The sequence below is a fragment of the Streptomyces sp. NPDC004658 genome (assembly GCF_040609555.1).
In the GTDB taxonomy this organism is placed as follows: Bacteria; Actinomycetota; Actinomycetes; order Streptomycetales; family Streptomycetaceae; genus Streptomyces.
The window spans coordinates 82,787-97,013 of record NZ_JBEXKG010000010.1; the positions used below are offsets into that span (position 1 = coordinate 82,787).

General features: G+C 72.6%; 15 protein-coding genes, 1 tRNA gene and 1 pseudogene. 11 read left to right on the forward strand and 6 right to left on the reverse strand.

Going from position 1 to position 14,227, the window contains the following annotated elements:
• The first annotated feature begins 225 nt into the window (after positions 1 to 225).
• The 6 genes from ispD (at position 226) to ABZV94_RS06790 (ending at position 6,292) form a co-directional block, all read left to right on the forward strand.
• Positions 226 to 978 (forward strand): 2-C-methyl-D-erythritol 4-phosphate cytidylyltransferase, encoded by a 753-nt coding sequence (gene ispD, locus ABZV94_RS06765; RefSeq protein WP_356337939.1) that lies wholly within the window; start codon positions 226 to 228, stop codon positions 976 to 978.
• The gene (ispF, locus tag ABZV94_RS06770) at positions 968 to 1,465 is read left to right on the forward strand and encodes a 2-C-methyl-D-erythritol 2,4-cyclodiphosphate synthase (RefSeq protein WP_356337941.1); all 498 of its coding nucleotides are present in this window, start codon (positions 968 to 970) and stop codon (positions 1,463 to 1,465) included. The genes ispD and ispF overlap by 11 nt, the downstream gene beginning before the upstream one ends.
• 55 nt (positions 1,466 to 1,520) lie before the next feature.
• Positions 1,521 to 1,925 carry a PPOX class F420-dependent oxidoreductase gene (locus tag ABZV94_RS06775; protein ID WP_356337943.1) on the forward strand — a complete coding sequence of 135 codons (405 nt, stop codon included), beginning with the start codon at positions 1,521 to 1,523 and terminating at the stop codon, positions 1,923 to 1,925.
• An 83-nt stretch (positions 1,926 to 2,008) separates the two neighbouring features.
• Positions 2,009 to 3,412, forward strand: a complete 1,404-nt coding sequence (gene cysS, locus ABZV94_RS06780; protein ID WP_356337945.1) for a cysteine--tRNA ligase — start codon at positions 2,009 to 2,011, stop codon at positions 3,410 to 3,412.
• 88 nt (positions 3,413 to 3,500) lie between these two features.
• Positions 3,501 to 4,445: a 23S rRNA (guanosine(2251)-2'-O)-methyltransferase RlmB gene (gene rlmB, locus ABZV94_RS06785; protein ID WP_356337947.1), complete on the forward strand. Its 945-nt coding sequence runs from the start codon at positions 3,501 to 3,503 to the stop codon at positions 4,443 to 4,445.
• A 149-nt stretch (positions 4,446 to 4,594) separates the two neighbouring features.
• Positions 4,595 to 6,292, forward strand: a complete 1,698-nt coding sequence (locus ABZV94_RS06790; RefSeq protein ID WP_356337949.1) for a DoxX family protein — start codon at positions 4,595 to 4,597, stop codon at positions 6,290 to 6,292.
• Between the two features lie 84 nt (positions 6,293 to 6,376).
• Here the strand turns inward: ABZV94_RS06790 and ABZV94_RS06795 are convergent, their stop codons facing one another.
• The 3 genes from ABZV94_RS06795 to ugpC form a co-directional block, all read right to left on the reverse strand.
• Positions 6,377 to 7,108 carry a nucleotidyltransferase family protein gene (locus tag ABZV94_RS06795; RefSeq protein ID WP_356337951.1) on the reverse strand — a complete coding sequence of 244 codons (732 nt, stop codon included), beginning with the start codon at positions 7,106 to 7,108 and terminating at the stop codon, positions 6,377 to 6,379.
• A gap of 99 nt (positions 7,109 to 7,207) precedes the next feature.
• Positions 7,208 to 7,669, reverse strand: coding sequence for a hypothetical protein (locus ABZV94_RS06800; RefSeq protein ID WP_356337953.1), 462 nt, complete (start codon positions 7,667 to 7,669; stop codon positions 7,208 to 7,210).
• A 193-nt stretch (positions 7,670 to 7,862) separates the two neighbouring features.
• Complete coding sequence (gene ugpC / locus ABZV94_RS06805) at positions 7,863 to 8,999, reverse strand: sn-glycerol-3-phosphate ABC transporter ATP-binding protein UgpC (protein WP_356337955.1); 1,137 nt, start codon at positions 8,997 to 8,999, stop codon at positions 7,863 to 7,865.
• Positions 9,000 to 9,206: 207 nt separating this feature from the next.
• On the opposite strand from ugpC, the gene ABZV94_RS06810 reads away from it, so the two are divergent.
• Positions 9,207 to 9,280 (forward strand) — tRNA-Thr (locus tag ABZV94_RS06810).
• A gap of 42 nt (positions 9,281 to 9,322) precedes the next feature.
• On the opposite strand, the gene ABZV94_RS06815 is transcribed toward ABZV94_RS06810, so the two are convergent.
• From ABZV94_RS06815 to ABZV94_RS06825, 3 genes are read right to left on the reverse strand one after another with little or no spacing between them, the layout of a single operon-like run.
• The gene (locus tag ABZV94_RS06815) at positions 9,323 to 10,186 is read right to left on the reverse strand and encodes a serine hydrolase domain-containing protein (RefSeq protein WP_356337957.1); all 864 of its coding nucleotides are present in this window, start codon (positions 10,184 to 10,186) and stop codon (positions 9,323 to 9,325) included.
• An 8-nt stretch (positions 10,187 to 10,194) separates the two neighbouring features.
• The gene (locus tag ABZV94_RS06820) at positions 10,195 to 10,614 is read right to left on the reverse strand and encodes a DUF393 domain-containing protein (RefSeq protein WP_356337959.1); all 420 of its coding nucleotides are present in this window, start codon (positions 10,612 to 10,614) and stop codon (positions 10,195 to 10,197) included.
• Positions 10,615 to 10,640: 26 nt separating this feature from the next.
• Complete coding sequence (locus tag ABZV94_RS06825; RefSeq protein WP_356337961.1) at positions 10,641 to 11,552, reverse strand: aminoglycoside phosphotransferase family protein; 912 nt, start codon at positions 11,550 to 11,552, stop codon at positions 10,641 to 10,643.
• Between ABZV94_RS06825 and ABZV94_RS06830 the strand changes: the two genes are divergently transcribed.
• The 4 genes and pseudogenes from ABZV94_RS06830 to ABZV94_RS06845 all read left to right on the forward strand — a co-directional run.
• Complete coding sequence (locus ABZV94_RS06830) at positions 11,551 to 12,204, forward strand: rhomboid-like protein (RefSeq protein ID WP_356337963.1); 654 nt, start codon at positions 11,551 to 11,553, stop codon at positions 12,202 to 12,204. The two genes, ABZV94_RS06825 and ABZV94_RS06830, sit on opposite strands and share 2 nt — an antisense overlap.
• 10 nt (positions 12,205 to 12,214) lie before the next feature.
• Positions 12,215 to 13,621: an FAD-dependent oxidoreductase gene (locus tag ABZV94_RS06835; protein WP_356337965.1), complete on the forward strand. Its 1,407-nt coding sequence runs from the start codon at positions 12,215 to 12,217 to the stop codon at positions 13,619 to 13,621.
• A 32-nt stretch (positions 13,622 to 13,653) separates the two neighbouring features.
• A pseudogene (locus ABZV94_RS06840) lies at positions 13,654 to 14,124 on the forward strand (GNAT family N-acetyltransferase); the annotation flags it as partial.
• A gap of 45 nt (positions 14,125 to 14,169) precedes the next feature.
• A partial coding sequence (locus ABZV94_RS06845; RefSeq protein ID WP_356337967.1) for a gamma-glutamyl-gamma-aminobutyrate hydrolase family protein occupies positions 14,170 to 14,227 on the forward strand: 58 nt, incomplete at its 3' end.

Consider the following 14,227-nt stretch of genomic DNA (forward strand, 5'->3'; position numbering starts at 1 on the left):
TGCCCCTCGGGGAGCCTGTGGATCAACCCCCCGACACGCGATCCCCTGATAATCGATCCCCGGTCGATACGCGATCCCCCGGTACTCGATGTGCCGGTACTCGACGTGCCGGCCCGGGCGGATGGCTCGACCACGGTCACGGAAAGGGTCCGGTCAAGGCGTCGCGCCCGGCACTCCTCCAGGCCATACCCACCTGGGTCGAGCACACAAACCTGACAGGAACCGATGTCTGACGAATCGCGCCCCACGCCCGCGCAGACCCCCGTCGCCGCCGTGATTCCCGCCGCCGGCCGGGGTGTGCGGCTCGGTCCGGGCGCCCCCAAGGCGCTCCGCGCGCTGAACGGCACCCCCATGCTCATCCACGCGGTCCGCGCCCTCGCCGCCTCCCGCCACGTCTCGCTGGTGATCGTCGTGGCCCCGCCGGACGGTGCCGCCGAGGTGAAGTCCCTGCTCGACGCGCACGCCCTGCCGGAGAGGACGGACTTCCAGGTCGTCCCCGGCGGTGAGTCGCGCCAGGAGTCCGTCCGGATCGGCCTGGACGCCCTGCCGCCGCACTACGGGATCGTCCTCGTCCACGACGCGGCCCGCCCGCTCGTCCCGGTCGACACGGTCGACGCGGTCATCGAGGCCGTACGCGACGGCGCGCCCGCCGTGGTGCCCGCGCTGCCGCTGGCCGACACGGTCAAGGAGGTCGAGCCCGCGGCCGTGGCCGGCGACCCCGAGCCGGTCGTCGCCACCCCCGACCGGGCCCGGCTGCGAGCCGTCCAGACCCCGCAGGGCTTCGACCGGGCGACCCTGGTCCGCGCCCACGAGAGCGTCACCGAGAACGTCACCGACGACGCGAGCATGGTGGAGCAGCTGGGGCTCCCGGTCGTGGCCGTCCCCGGCCACGAGGAGGCCTTCAAGGTCACCCGTCCCCTCGACCTCGTCCTCGCCGAGGCGGTCCTCGCCCGCAGGAGGCTGACCGATGGCTTCTGAGGCCGGCTTCACGCTCCCCCAGGTCGGCATCGGCACCGACATCCACGCCTTCGAGGAGGGCCGCGAGCTGTGGTGCGCGGGCCTGAAGTGGGAAGGAGAGGGGCCCGGCCTGGCCGGGCACTCCGACGCCGACGTCGTCGCCCACGCGGCCTGCAACGCCCTCTTCTCCGCCGCCGGGCTCGGCGACCTGGGGCAGCACTTCGGCACCGGCCGCCCCGAGTGGTCCGGCGCGTCCGGGGTCACCCTGCTCGCCGAGGCCGCCCGGATCGTGCGCGCGGCGGGCTTCACCATCGGCAACGTCGCCGTGCAGGTGATCGGACCGCGTCCGAAGATCGGCAAGCGGCGCGACGAGGCCCAGAAGATCCTCTCCGAGGCGGCCGGCGCGCCCGTGTCGGTCTCCGGCGCCACGACCGACGGGCTCGGCTTCCCGGGGCGCGAGGAGGGACTGATGGCGGTGGCGACGGCACTCGTGGTGCGCGTGAGCTGACGGCGTGGCAGGGTACCCACACGACACCAGTGATCGTGTACTCCGGAGGGTGCTCATGTCCGCCGTACTGTCCGACCGCCTGAAGTCCGTGCTCGACGGCAAGGTGTTCGTCGTCGTCGGCACCGTCCAGCCCGACGGCACCCCGCAGATGTCCCCGGTCTGGGTCAAGCGCGACGGCGACGACCTCCTGATCTCCACGACGGTCGACCGCCGCAAGTACCGGAACCTGGAGCGCGAGCCCCAGGTGTCGGTCGTCGTCGTGAACCCCGACGAGCCCTATGAGTACGCCGAGATCCGCGGCACCGCCGAGACCACCACCGAGGGCGGTCAGGAACTCATCGACGAACTCAGCCGCAAGTACACCGGCAAGGACTACGCGGACTTCAATCCGGCGTCCGGCCAGGACGCCGAGCGGGTGGTCGTGCGGATCCGGCCGCGGAAGGTCGTGGGCCGGCTCTGACACGGCGGGGCGCGGCCGGGCGGTGAGGTGCCTTCCCCGTGGGAAGGCACATGGCACTGCCCGGCGCCCACTACTCTGGAGTCGTGACTATTCGCCTGTACGACACCAGCGCCCGGCAGATCCGTGACTTCGCCCCGCTCAAGCCGGGCTGTGTCTCGATCTACCTGTGTGGCGCCACCGTGCAGGCGGCACCGCACATCGGGCACATCCGGTCGGGCCTGAACTTCGACATCATGCGCCGCTGGTTCGCGTACCGGGGCTACGAGGTGACGTTCATCCGCAACGTCACCGACATCGACGACAAGATCATCGCCAAGAGCCACGAGCAGGACCGGCCCTGGTGGTCGATCGGGTACGAGAACGAGCGCGCGTTCAACGACGGCTACACCGCCCTCGGCTGCCTCCCGCCGACCTACGAGCCCCGCGCCACCGGCCACATCACCGAGATGGTCGAGATGATGCGGGGCCTCATCGAGCGCGGGCACGCCTACGAGGCCGACGGCAACGTCTACTTCGACGTGCGCTCCTTCCCGCAGTACCTGGAGCTGTCCCGGCAGGAGCTGGACAACCTGCTCCAGCCGTCCGGCGAGGGCGAGACGGGCAAGCGGGACCCGCGCGACTTCGCCCTGTGGAAGTCCGCCAAGCCGGGCGAGCCGACCTGGCCGACCCCGTGGGGACCGGGGCGCCCCGGCTGGCACCTGGAGTGCTCGGCGATGGCGCACAAGTACCTGGGCTCCGCCTTCGACATCCACGGCGGCGGCCTCGACCTGATCTTCCCGCACCACGAGAACGAGATCGCCCAGGCCAAGGCCTACGGCGACGACTTCGCCCAGTACTGGGTGCACAACGCCTGGGTCACCATGGCCGGCGACAAGATGTCCAAGTCGCTCGGCAACAGCGTCCTGGTCGCCGAGATGGTCAAGCGGTGGCGGCCCATCGTGCTGCGCTACTACCTGGGCACCCCGCACTACCGCTCGATGATCGAGTACAGCGAGGAGTCCCTGCGCGAGGCCGAGTCCGCGTTCGCGCGGATCGAGGGCTTCGTGCAGCGGGTCACCGAGCTGACCGGGAAGACGGTGGAGCCGGCCGCCGAGGTCCCGCCCGCCTTCGCCGAGGCGATGGACGACGACCTGGGCGTCCCGCAGGCCCTCGCCGTCGTGCACACCACCGTCCGCCAGGGCAACAGCGCGCTGGCCGCCGACGACAAGGAGGCCGCGGTCGCCCGGCTCGCCGAGGTGCGGGCCATGCTCGGCGTCCTCGGCCTCGACCCGCTCGACCCGCACTGGGCCGGTGAGGGCGGGGACCGCAGCGAGGACCTGAACGGCGTCGTCGACAGCCTCGTACGCCTCGTCCTCGACCAGCGGGAGTCCGCCCGCGCCCGCAAGGACTGGGCGACGGCCGACGCCATCCGCGACCAGCTGGGCCAGGCCGGGCTGGTCATCGAGGACAGCCCGCAGGGCCCGCGCTGGAGCCTCGGCCCGCGCTAGCGCCCGCTTGATCGATTGTGCCGCCCGGCCGTCCGGGCGGCACACTGCATAAGACGTACGTACGAAAGCTCACGAAGACAGGTAGGTCATGGCCGCGAACAACCGTCGCATGTCCGGCAAGAAGGGCGCGCAGGTCGGCAGTGGCGGCCAGCGGCGCCGGGGCCTGGAGGGCAAGGGGCCGACGCCGCCCGCCGAGATGCGCAAGGGCCACGCCAAGCAGCGCGCCGCCGCGGCCAAGGCCCGCCGGGCGCAGGGCGGCCGCCCGCAGCAGCGCCGGGGCGGCGGCAGGTCCACCTCCGAGCTGGTGGTGGGCCGCAACCCGGTCGTCGAGGCGCTGCGCGAGGGCGTCCCGGCCTCCACCCTCTACGTCCAGCAGTTCATCGACAACGACGAGCGCGTCCGCGAGGCCCTCCAGCTCGCCGCCGAGCGCGGTGGCATCAACCTCATGGAGGCCCCGCGTCCCGAGCTGGACCGCATGACGAACGGCCTCAACCACCAGGGCCTGGTCCTCCAGGTCCCGCCGTACGAGTACGCGCACCCGGAGGACCTGCTCGACGCCGCCGCCGACGAGGGCGAGGACCCGCTGGTCGTGGCCCTGGACGGGGTCACCGACCCGCGCAACCTCGGCGCCGTCGTCCGTTCCGTCTCCGCCTTCGGCGGCCACGGCGTGGTCGTGCCCGAGCGCCGCTCGGCCGGCATGACCGCCGGCGCCTGGAAGACCTCCGCGGGTACGGCCGCCCGTACGCCGGTCGCCCGCGCCACCAACCTCACCCGGACCCTGGAGGCCTACAAGAAGGCGGGCCTCACGGTGGTCGGCCTGGCGGCGGACGGCGAGGTCGAACTGGGCGACCTGGAGGCCCTTGCGGGCCCGGTCGCCATCGTGGTCGGCAGCGAGGGCAAGGGCCTGTCCCGCCTGGTCGGCGAGACCTGCGACTTCCGCGTCCGCATCCCGATGCCGGGTGGCGCCGAGTCGCTGAACGCGGGCGTGGCGGCGGGGATCGTGCTGTACGAGGCCGCCCGCCGGCGCCGCTGAACATCCGTCCGGACGGGCTGAACACCCGTCCGGAAGTTCACCCTTGCGGGGTAATTTGCGCGTCCATACGGCGCTCCGGGCTGCTTTGACGGGGTCCGGACACATCCGGGCGGTCAAAGCAGTGTCCTAACGCCACGTCACTCGGTTAGATGAGTGTGGACACCAGAACACCCCGCACACCCACGGGGGACCGCTCGTCGGGTTTCGACGACGCTCCCGCGCTGAGCATGGTGAAGGTGCCGAGCGATCCGGCGCAGGTCATCGTCAATCACGCCAGCTTCCGCGTGCAGCTGGGCGCGGCGGCCAAGCGCACCCAATCCCCGCGGATCGCCCGGCATCTGAGCGCCGGCCAGGACACCGCCCGGATGCCCGTCGTGGGCACGGCGGGCCGGTCCGGCGCCACCGGCCGCCGCCGCCCCGTCGTGTGGAGCGGCAAGTCCGCCCCCGACGACACCGGCGCCCACCGGCTCCTCCAGGCCGTGCGGGGCAGCAGCGTCCGCCACGCCGACGAGCCCGAGGCCGGCGCCACCCAGGTCATCCCGCGCGTCCAGACGGGATACGCCGACACCTACGACGAGCGCGACCGGACCGTCGAGACCCCCGTCGTCGGCCACCAGCGCACCGCCCCCGACGCCGACGGCACCCGCCTCCTGCCGCACATGCGCACGGTCACCGGCGCCTACGACGACCCCGCCCACCCCGCCTACCCCGACGACCTCGAGCCGTACGACACCTACCCGGGCGACACCGACCCAGACCCCGACACCGACCCCGCGCCCGACGCCGACACCCGGCGATCCGCCAAGCGGCACGGCGACGACCCGGCCCGGCACGCCTACTACCCCGGCCGCCGGCTGAACCTCGGTGTCGTCCTCCTCCCGCTGCGCATCTTCCTCGGCTTCATCTCCATCTACGCCGGCATGGGCAAGCTGTGCGACCCCGTCTACTTCGACGGCGGCAAGCGCGGCTCCATGGTCATCTGGCTCAACACCCTGCACCCCTGGGACGTCGCCGAGCCGCTGCGCCAGTTCGCCCTGCACCACCCGGTCGGCTCCGGCCTGGTCATCGCCTTCCTCCAGGTCGTCGTCGGCGTCCTGACGATCCTGGGCTGCTGGCAGCGCGTCGCCGCGGTCGTCGGCGCCCTGCTCTCCGCCGCCCTGATCGTCACCGTCAGCTGGAAGACCGTCCCGGTCTACGACGCCCCGGACATCATCTACCTCGCCGCCTGGTCCCCGCTGATCATCGCCGGCGCTCCCGTCTACTCCGTGGACGGCCGTCTCGCCGGCGGCGCCTGGCGCCGTCTCGGCCCCCGCGCCGACATCTGGGAGCTGCGCCGCTACGTCCTGCGCCGCGGCGCGCTGATCACGGCCGTCACGGTCGGCCTCACCCTGCTCATCGGCTCCCTGCTGGGCGGCGCGGTCCGCGACTCCAGCCGCGTGGTCGTCCCCGGCCCCGGCGAGGCGCCCCGCAACCAGCTCCCCGGCTCCCCGCTCCCGCAGGAGCCCGGCACCCGGCACAAGAAGACCCCGGCGGCCTCCAGCTCCCCGACGGGCGGCGCCACGGCCGGCGCGAGCCCTTCCGGGGCGGCGACGACCCCGGGCACGAGCCGCGCGACCTCCGGCGGCACCACCACGACCCCGACCCAGACCCAGGGCACCACGGGTCAGGTCCCGCCCCGCCAGACGTCCCCGACGACGGGCGGCGCGCCCAGCACGACGGCGGGCCCGACGAGCACGGGCGGTGCCGGCACGAGCACCGGTGGCTCGACCACGGGCGGCGGCACCTCCTCCGGCGGCGGCAGCACGTCCACGGGCCAGCCCGGCCTGGTGGGCGGCCTGCTGGGCTGACGGAACAGCAAGGAGAGGGCCCCCGTACCGTTCCCGGTACGGGGGCCCTCTCCTTCACCTCGGAGTCCGGGACCGGTGGACCCGTCAGCGGCCGAGCGCCGCCAGTTCCTTGGCCGCCTCCGTCAGATCCTTCGCCGTGTCGATGGCCCGCCAGTACGCCCCCTGCGGGATGGGGAACCCGGCCAGCTTCTTCTCCCGGGCCAGCCGGGGGAACGTGGTCCGCTCGTGGTCCCCCCGCTCGGGCAGCAGGGAGGCGAACTCCGGCGAGAAGACGTAGACACCCGCGTTGATCTCGAACGTCGACGGCGGTGCCTCGATGAAGTCGGTGATGTGCCCGAACCCGTCGGTCTTCACGGCCCCCCACGGAATCCGGGGCCGGGCGAGCGCCAGCGTGGCGACAGCGTCCCGCTCGGCGTGGAAGTCGGCCATGTCCCGCAGGGAGAAGCGCGTCCAGATGTCCCCGTTCGTGGCGTACCAGGGCCGGTCGGGGTCGGGCAGACGGGCCGCCGCGTACCGCAGGCCGCCGCCGCGGCCGAGGGGCTCGGTCTCCACGACGGTGGTGACGGAGACGGGAAGGTCGGCCGAGTCCAGCCACTTCTGCAGGACGTCGGCGAGGTGACCGCAGGAGATCACGACGTCCGTCACACCTTCCTCGGCCAGCCAGGTCAGCTGGTGGCCGATGATCGGAGTACCCGTACCGGGGATCTCGACCATCGGCTTGGGCCGGTCGTCGGTGTACGGACGCAGCCTGGAGCCCTGGCCACCGGCCAGGACCACGGCTTGAGTGGGGCGCGACGCGGCGTTCGGATGGGTCATGACCGCACTGTACGTGGCGCCCCACCGCGGTGCGCCGAGGGCAACCCGCTCCTTGGGGAGCTGTTACCCGGTTCGCACCGGAACCCGCTGTCGCCGGGCTCAGCTGTGCGCGGCCAGGACACCCGAGGCGAAGGCCGTGTCGCACACCGGGCGGGCGTACGACTGGGCGCGCGAGGCGCCGTAGAGGTGCACCGCGGCCCGGCCGAGGGCGCGGGCGATGGAGGAGCAGTGCCGGGCCAGCGAGGGGCGGCCGTTGACGGCCTGCTGGAGGTGGGTGAGGACCACACCGGGGTTCTTGTGCTGGAGCTCGGTCATCAGCTGGTCGCGGAGCACGTCCTGCGGGGCGCGGGTGACCTTCTTGGCGGAGACCTCCGCCGACGTGACGTCGGAGGCGGCCAGCACCGAGCTGGAGGGGCTCCCCGTCCAGTTGACCCGGGTGACCGCGAGGGTCCCGGAGAGCACCAGGACGACGGGCAGGACGAGGGCGAGTGTGCGGCCGATCCGGCGGGCAGGGCCGCCCCGGTGGCCGCGTCGCGTCTGAGGGGTGGTGGAGTGCTTCACGCGTGTGAGGGTAGCGCCCGGTGATGATTTGGAGACATTCAGTCACTCTTACGGGGGATGAGAAGGCGTTGTTTTCCGGGTAACGGGTTGACGGAGCACCCCACGGCAAGATCCACGACGGGGTCCGTCGGCGAGAGGGACGGGAAGGGCCCCGCACGCCGAGCGCGCGGGGCCCTTCCGGTGCCGTCGGCCGTCAGTCGGACAGCCGCTCGCCGGTGGACGTGGAGAACACGTGGGTCTCGCCCGGCCGCGGCACCACGTGCAGCGTGGAGCCCTTCTCCGGCACGGAGCGGCTGCTGACGCGGACCACGAGGTCCTTCGTCTCGCCGCCGACCTCGACGGTGCCGTAGACGTAGCCGTCGGCGCCGGTCTCCTCGACGACGTTCACGGAGACGGCGAGGCCGGCCGGGGCGTCGGAGGCGTCCTTGGACAGGGAGGCGGCGACGGAACCGTTGTGCTCGACCACGTCGAAGTGCTCGGGGCGCACGCCCACGGTGACCGTGCGGTCGCCCTTGTCGGCGGCGGCCTTCAGGGCGTCCCGGTTGACCGGGACGACGCTGTTGCCGAACTTCACGCCGCCGTCGGTGATCGGGACCTCGATCAGGTTCATCGCGGGGGAGCCGATGAAGCCGGCGACGAAGAGGTTCGCGGGCTTGTCGTACATGTTCCGCGGCGAGTCGACCTGCTGGAGGATGCCGTCCTTGAGCACGGCCACGCGGTCGCCCATCGTCATGGCCTCGACCTGGTCGTGGGTGACGTAGACGGTGGTGATGCCGAGGCGGCGCTGGAGGGACGCGATCTGCGTACGGGTGGAGACGCGGAGCTTGGCGTCCAGGTTGGACAGCGGCTCGTCCATGAGGAAGACCTGCGGCTCGCGGACGATCGCGCGGCCCATGGCGACACGCTGGCGCTGACCGCCGGAGAGCGCCTTCGGCTTGCGGTCCAGGTACTCGGTGAGGTCGAGGATCTTCGCGGCCTCCTCGACCTTCTGCCGGATCTCCGCCTTGTTGACGCCGGCGATCTTGAGCGCGAAGCCCATGTTGTCGGCGACCGTCATGTGCGGGTAGAGGGCGTAGTTCTGGAACACCATGGCGATGTCCCGGTCCTTGGGCGGCAGGTGCGTGACGTCGCGGTCGCCGATGCGGATGGCGCCGGCGTTGACGTCCTCCAGGCCCGCGAGCATCCGCAGGGAGGTGGACTTTCCGCAACCGGACGGGCCGACCAGGACGAGGAACTCGCCGTCCTCGATCGCGATGTCGAGTGCGTCGACGGCGGGCTTCGTGGAACCCGGGTAGATCCGGGTCGCCTTGTCGAACGTGACTGTGGCCATGGTGAATGGGCCCCCTTCTACCGGCAGGAACGTGCCGGACGATCCGTTGTAGGAAGGTGGTTGGTGTAGTCCACGTGAGTGAACTGGGTCAGGACGGTACCTGGCGTTCACTCGCTCTGTCAGTACCTGGACCCGTGTGAACTTCGCGGAAATTTTCGACGGGACGGCACCGAGACCTGGGTACACTGCACGGGCACCCAGGTGCACGCCTCCTTAGCTCAGCTGGTCAGAGCGCCGCTCTTGTAAAGCGAAGGTCGTCGGTTCGAATCCGACAGGGGGCTCTTCCGACACCGCGCCGACCTGTGGTTTCTCCGCGGAGGCGCTCACCGGGCCCCGGGCTTCTCGTCCGGGGCCGTACGGCCTGCGCTGTTCCTCAGGATGTCGAGTCCCGCGCGGTCCGTGTCTTCCGGTGTCGCGTTGAGGCGGTGGATCAGCACCCAGCGGCCGTCGTCCGTCGCGCCGGCGAAGAGCGAGGCGTGGCGGGTCGCCCCGTTGTGCCAGCGCAAGGGCCCGGATGTCTGCCAGCTCGGCGCGGGATCCCCCAGCCGGCGCTCCACCAGGAGCCGTACCACCAGGTCGGCCGCCGCGCGCGGAGTGGCCCACAGACCTCCCGCCGGGAGGATCGCGCCGTCCATCGTCCACGGTCTGCGGGGCCGGCCGAGGAGCCCCGGAGCGGGCAGGCGCCGCGCGGGATCGGGGCGCGCGGTCATCTCCGTGATGTCCAGCGGGCGCAGGACGTACTCGGTCACCAGCTCCTCGTACGTGGTCCCGGAAGCAGCGGTCAGGGCCGCGCCGAGCACCGCGTAGCCGAGGTTGGAGTACTCCTCCGCCTGGCCGGGGGGCCGCGTGGCGAGGGTGTCGAGCCGGGGCAGCAGCCGGTCGAGAGCGGGCCGGTCGAACGCCGCGTAGGGATCCCGGCGGGGGAGGGGGCCGGGTGGCAGGCGGGGCAGCCCCGAGGTGTGCCGGGCAAGTTGGAGGAGCGTGATGCCTGTCCTGGGCGCCGTGGGGAGCCACCGTTCGACGGGATCGTCGAGCGCCAGCACCCCGGACGCGGCCATGCGGGTCAGCGCCGTGCCCGTGACGACCTTGGTGAGCGAGCCGGTCTGGACGAACCGGTCGACGGCGTGGCCGTCGCTGAGGACCGGTGCGGCCGAGCCGCTCAGCACGCAGGTCGGGACGGGCCGCACCGCGGGCCTCATGCGCCCCGCGGCGGCACCGCGCACGCGGGCGTGCCACCGGGCAGACGATGGCGGTTGCGCGACACCCAGCGGTAGGTGACCCGGGCGCAGGCGCGGATGCCCGGGAGGCGGACCAGGGCCGCCAGCGCGCGGTACGCGGGTGACGGCGAGGTGCCCACATAGCGGGCCAGGGCGTCCGCCCCGCCCGCGAGGACGCGACCGCCCTGGAGCAGCAGGACCTCACGGTCCAGGCGTTCGAGGTGCGGCGAGGTCGACTCGGTGGGCAGGAACTGCCACGGCACCGCTTCCAGGGCCGGTGCGGCGAGGGCCCGGATCCGGTCGATGGAGGACTGGCAGAAGCCGCAGTCCCCGTCGTAGGCGAGGACGGGGGACGACGGCGGTGCCGGGGACGGCGTCCGGGCGTCGGGGTGGGGCATGGGTTCTCCCTCCGGTGGTGCGACGGTCACGCCAGCAGGCGAGCGATCTCCAGTTGCCGGTCCTCGACCGGGCGGTCGTCCTCGATGTCCCACAGGGCGTTCTGGAGCAGCCGGCCCAGGGTCCAGGCGCGGGCCCGGGCGCGGTCCAGGCCGAGGATGTCCGTCATCGCGTCGAAGCGCCAGCGGACCTCGGCGGCGTCGAAGCGGTTGTCCAGGGCGGGCCACAGCTCGAAGCCGGGGTCGCCGGCCAGCGGCTTGGGGTCGATGGCGAGCCAGTCGGCGCGGTCGGCGGCGAGGACGTTCTCGTCGTGCAGGTCCCAGTGGAGCAGCCGGTCACCGGGCTCGTGCACGACCTCGCGCACCGCGGCGGCGCAGTCGGCGACGGTCCGGCGGACCCCGGGGTCCGGGATGCGCTTCAGCGCCCGCGGGGTCCGTTCCAGCATGGCCTCGGCGATGTCGCCCAGGCGGCGCAGGCCGGGTGGGGCCGGGAAGGAGGTGAGGTGGGCCAGCAGCCGGGCGATGACGCGGACCGCCTCGCGGGTGTCGCCGAGGCCGGCCAGCATCCGGGACTCGTCCAGGCGTTCCAGGAGCATGGTCCCGGTGGCCGGGTCGTGGTCCAGGAGCCGTACCGCCCCGTCGCCGTCCCACACGCGCAGCGCGACCGGTTCGCCCACGCTCTCCTCGTCCAGCAGCTGGAGCTTGAGGACGGCGCGCAGGCCGTCGTCGCGGACGACCGGCAGGACGAGGGCGCTGACGCCGTTCATCGACGGCCCGTCGAGCGTGAGCCGCCAGCGGTCGAGGAAGCCGGCCGCGAGGTCCGGCAGGGAGGCGATGAACGCCCGTCCCGCCGCGCCGTTGTACGTCTCCTGCGCCTTCGCCAGCCCGCCGGGGATGTCAATCACGAAGCGGACGATACTGGCGTGCGTGAATCGGCTCATGCGAATTTTCCGGGGCCTGAGCGGGGTGTGGGGGTATGTCCGCGGAGCTCCCGGCACGTATGTGTGGCTGGGGATCCTGTTCGTGACGACCGTGGCGCTGCATCTGATGTCGCCGGGATTCGAGGAGCACTTCCTGCGGCGGCGGTCGACGAACATCCATGAGCTGTCCCGCAATCCGGTGCGGGTGCTGGTGGCCAGCGCGATGTGGATCGAGAGCGGGTACTGGCTGCCGTACGCGCTGCTGTACACGGTGTTCCACGCGCCGGCCGAGCGCTGGCTGGGCACGGCCCGCTGGCTGACGGTGTGCGCGCTGGCGCACGTGCTGGCCTCGCTGATCAGCGAGGGGGCGCTGCTGGAGGCGATCCGCCGGGGCATGGCCCCGCACTCGGCCGTGAACACCCTGGACATCGGGGTGAGTTACGCGCTGGCCGGGGTGATGGCGGTGCTGGTCTACCGGATCGCGGCGCCCTGGCGGTACGCGTATCTGCTCGCGGTGCTGGCCGTGTTCACTCTGCCGCCGGCCGCCGGGCCGACCTTCACCGACTTCGGCCACCTCGTCGCCGTACTGATCGGTCTGGCCTGCTATCCGCTGGTCAGGGGCCGCGGAAAAGCATGGAATCCGAAGGAGACACTGGCCGGGCTCAGGGGTTAACGTCCCGGCCATGAGCAGCTCGGCGAGCAGTGTCGTGAACGGTGGCATCTCCTTCTGGTACGCGGACGACGGCCTTCCGGCGGTGCGGGAGCCGCTGCCCGGGGACGCGTCCGCGGACGTCGTGATCGTGGGCGGCGGCTACACGGGCCTGTGGACCGCGTACTACCTGAAGAAGGCCGCACCCTTCCTGCGCATCACCGTCCTGGAGCAGAAGTTCTGCGGGTACGGCGCCTCCGGCCGCAACGGCGGCTGGCTGTACAACGGGATCGCGGGCCGGGACCGGTACGCGAAGCTGCACGGCCACGAGGCCGCCGTACGGCTCCAGCGCGCGATGAACGACACCGTGGCCGAGGTGATCGCCGTCGCCGAGGCGGAGGGCATCGACGCGGACGTGCACCAGGGCGGCGTCCTGGAAGTGGCCACCACCCCGGCGCAGCTGGCCCGGCTGAAGGCGTTCCACCGGCACGAGCTGGCGTACGGCGAGAAGGACCGGGAGCTGTACGGCGCCCGGGAGACCGCCGAGCGGATCCGGATCGCGGACGCGGTCGGCTCCACCTGGACCCCGCACGGGGCCCGGCTGCACCCGGTGAAGCTGGTCAAGGGGCTCGCGGCGGCCGTGGAGGCGCTCGGCGTGACCATCCACGAGTCGACGCCGGTGACGGAGATCCGCCCCAAGCACGCGGTCACCCCCTACGGCACCGTCCGCGCGCCCTACGTCCTGCGCTGCACCGAGGGCTTCACCGCCTCCCTCAAAGGGCAGAAGCGGACCTGGCTGCCGATGAACTCCTCGATGATCGCGACCGAGCCGCTGACCGAGGAGCAGTGGGCGGCGATCGGCTGGGCGGGCCGGGAGACCCTCGGCGACATGGCGCACGCCTACATGTACGCCCAGCGCACGGCGGACGGCCGGATCGCGCTCGGCGGGCGCGGGGTGCCGTACCGCTTCGGTTCGCGCACCGACAACGACGGCCGGACGCAGGCGGAGACCGTCGAGGCCCTGCGGGAGATCCTGACCCGCTTCTTCCCGTCCCTGGCCGGGGTCCGGGTCGAGCACGCCTGGTCGGGCGTGCTCGGGGTGCCGCGCGACTGGTGCGCCACGGTGACGCTCGACCGCTCCACCGGCCTGGGCTGGGCGGGCGGCTACGTCGGCTCCGGCGTCGCCACCACCAACCTGGCCGCCCGCACGCTGCGCGACCTGGTCCAGCGGGACTCCGGGCAGGGCGGGCGGACCGAGCTGACGGAGCTGCCCTGGGTGAACCACAAGGTCCGCAAGTGGGAGCCGGAACCCTTCCGCTGGCTGGGCGTCCAGGGCATGTACGTCACCTACCGCGCCGCCGACCAGCGCGAACGCCTCCGCCCGGGCACGGAGTCCTCGCGGCTGGCACAGGTGGCGGACCGGGTGGCGGGACGGCACTGAGGCCCGGTGCGCGGGCCGGTTACCCTCGCGGCATGATTCGTACCGCGACCCCCGACGACGTCCCCGTCATCCACGCCCTGATCCGTGAGCTGGCCGAGTACGAGAAGGCGCCCGAGGAGGCCCGGGCGAGCGAGGCGCAGCTGCGGGAGGCCCTGTTCGGGGAGCGGCCGGCCGCGTTCGCGCACATGGCGGTGGACGAGGCGAGCGGGGAGCCGGTCGGGTTCGCGCTGTGGTTCCTGAACTTCTCCACCTGGCGCGGGGTGCACGGCATCTACCTGGAGGACCTGTACGTCCGCCCGCAGGCGCGCGGCGGCGGCCACGGGCGGGCGCTGCTGACCGAGCTGGCGCGGATCTGCGTGGAGCGCGGGTACGAGCGGCTGGAGTGGTCCGTGCTGAACTGGAACCAGCCGGCGATCGGGTTCTACGAGGCGCTGGGCGCCCGGCCGCAGGACGAGTGGACGGTGTACCGGCTCACGGACGCGGCGCTGACCGCGCTGGGGTCGGCCGGCTGCGACGCGGCGCTGGCGGCGGGTGTGCCGCTGCTCGGCGTGTGCCGGGGCATGCAGCTGCTGAACGTGGCCCTCGGCGGCACGCTCGTCCAGCACC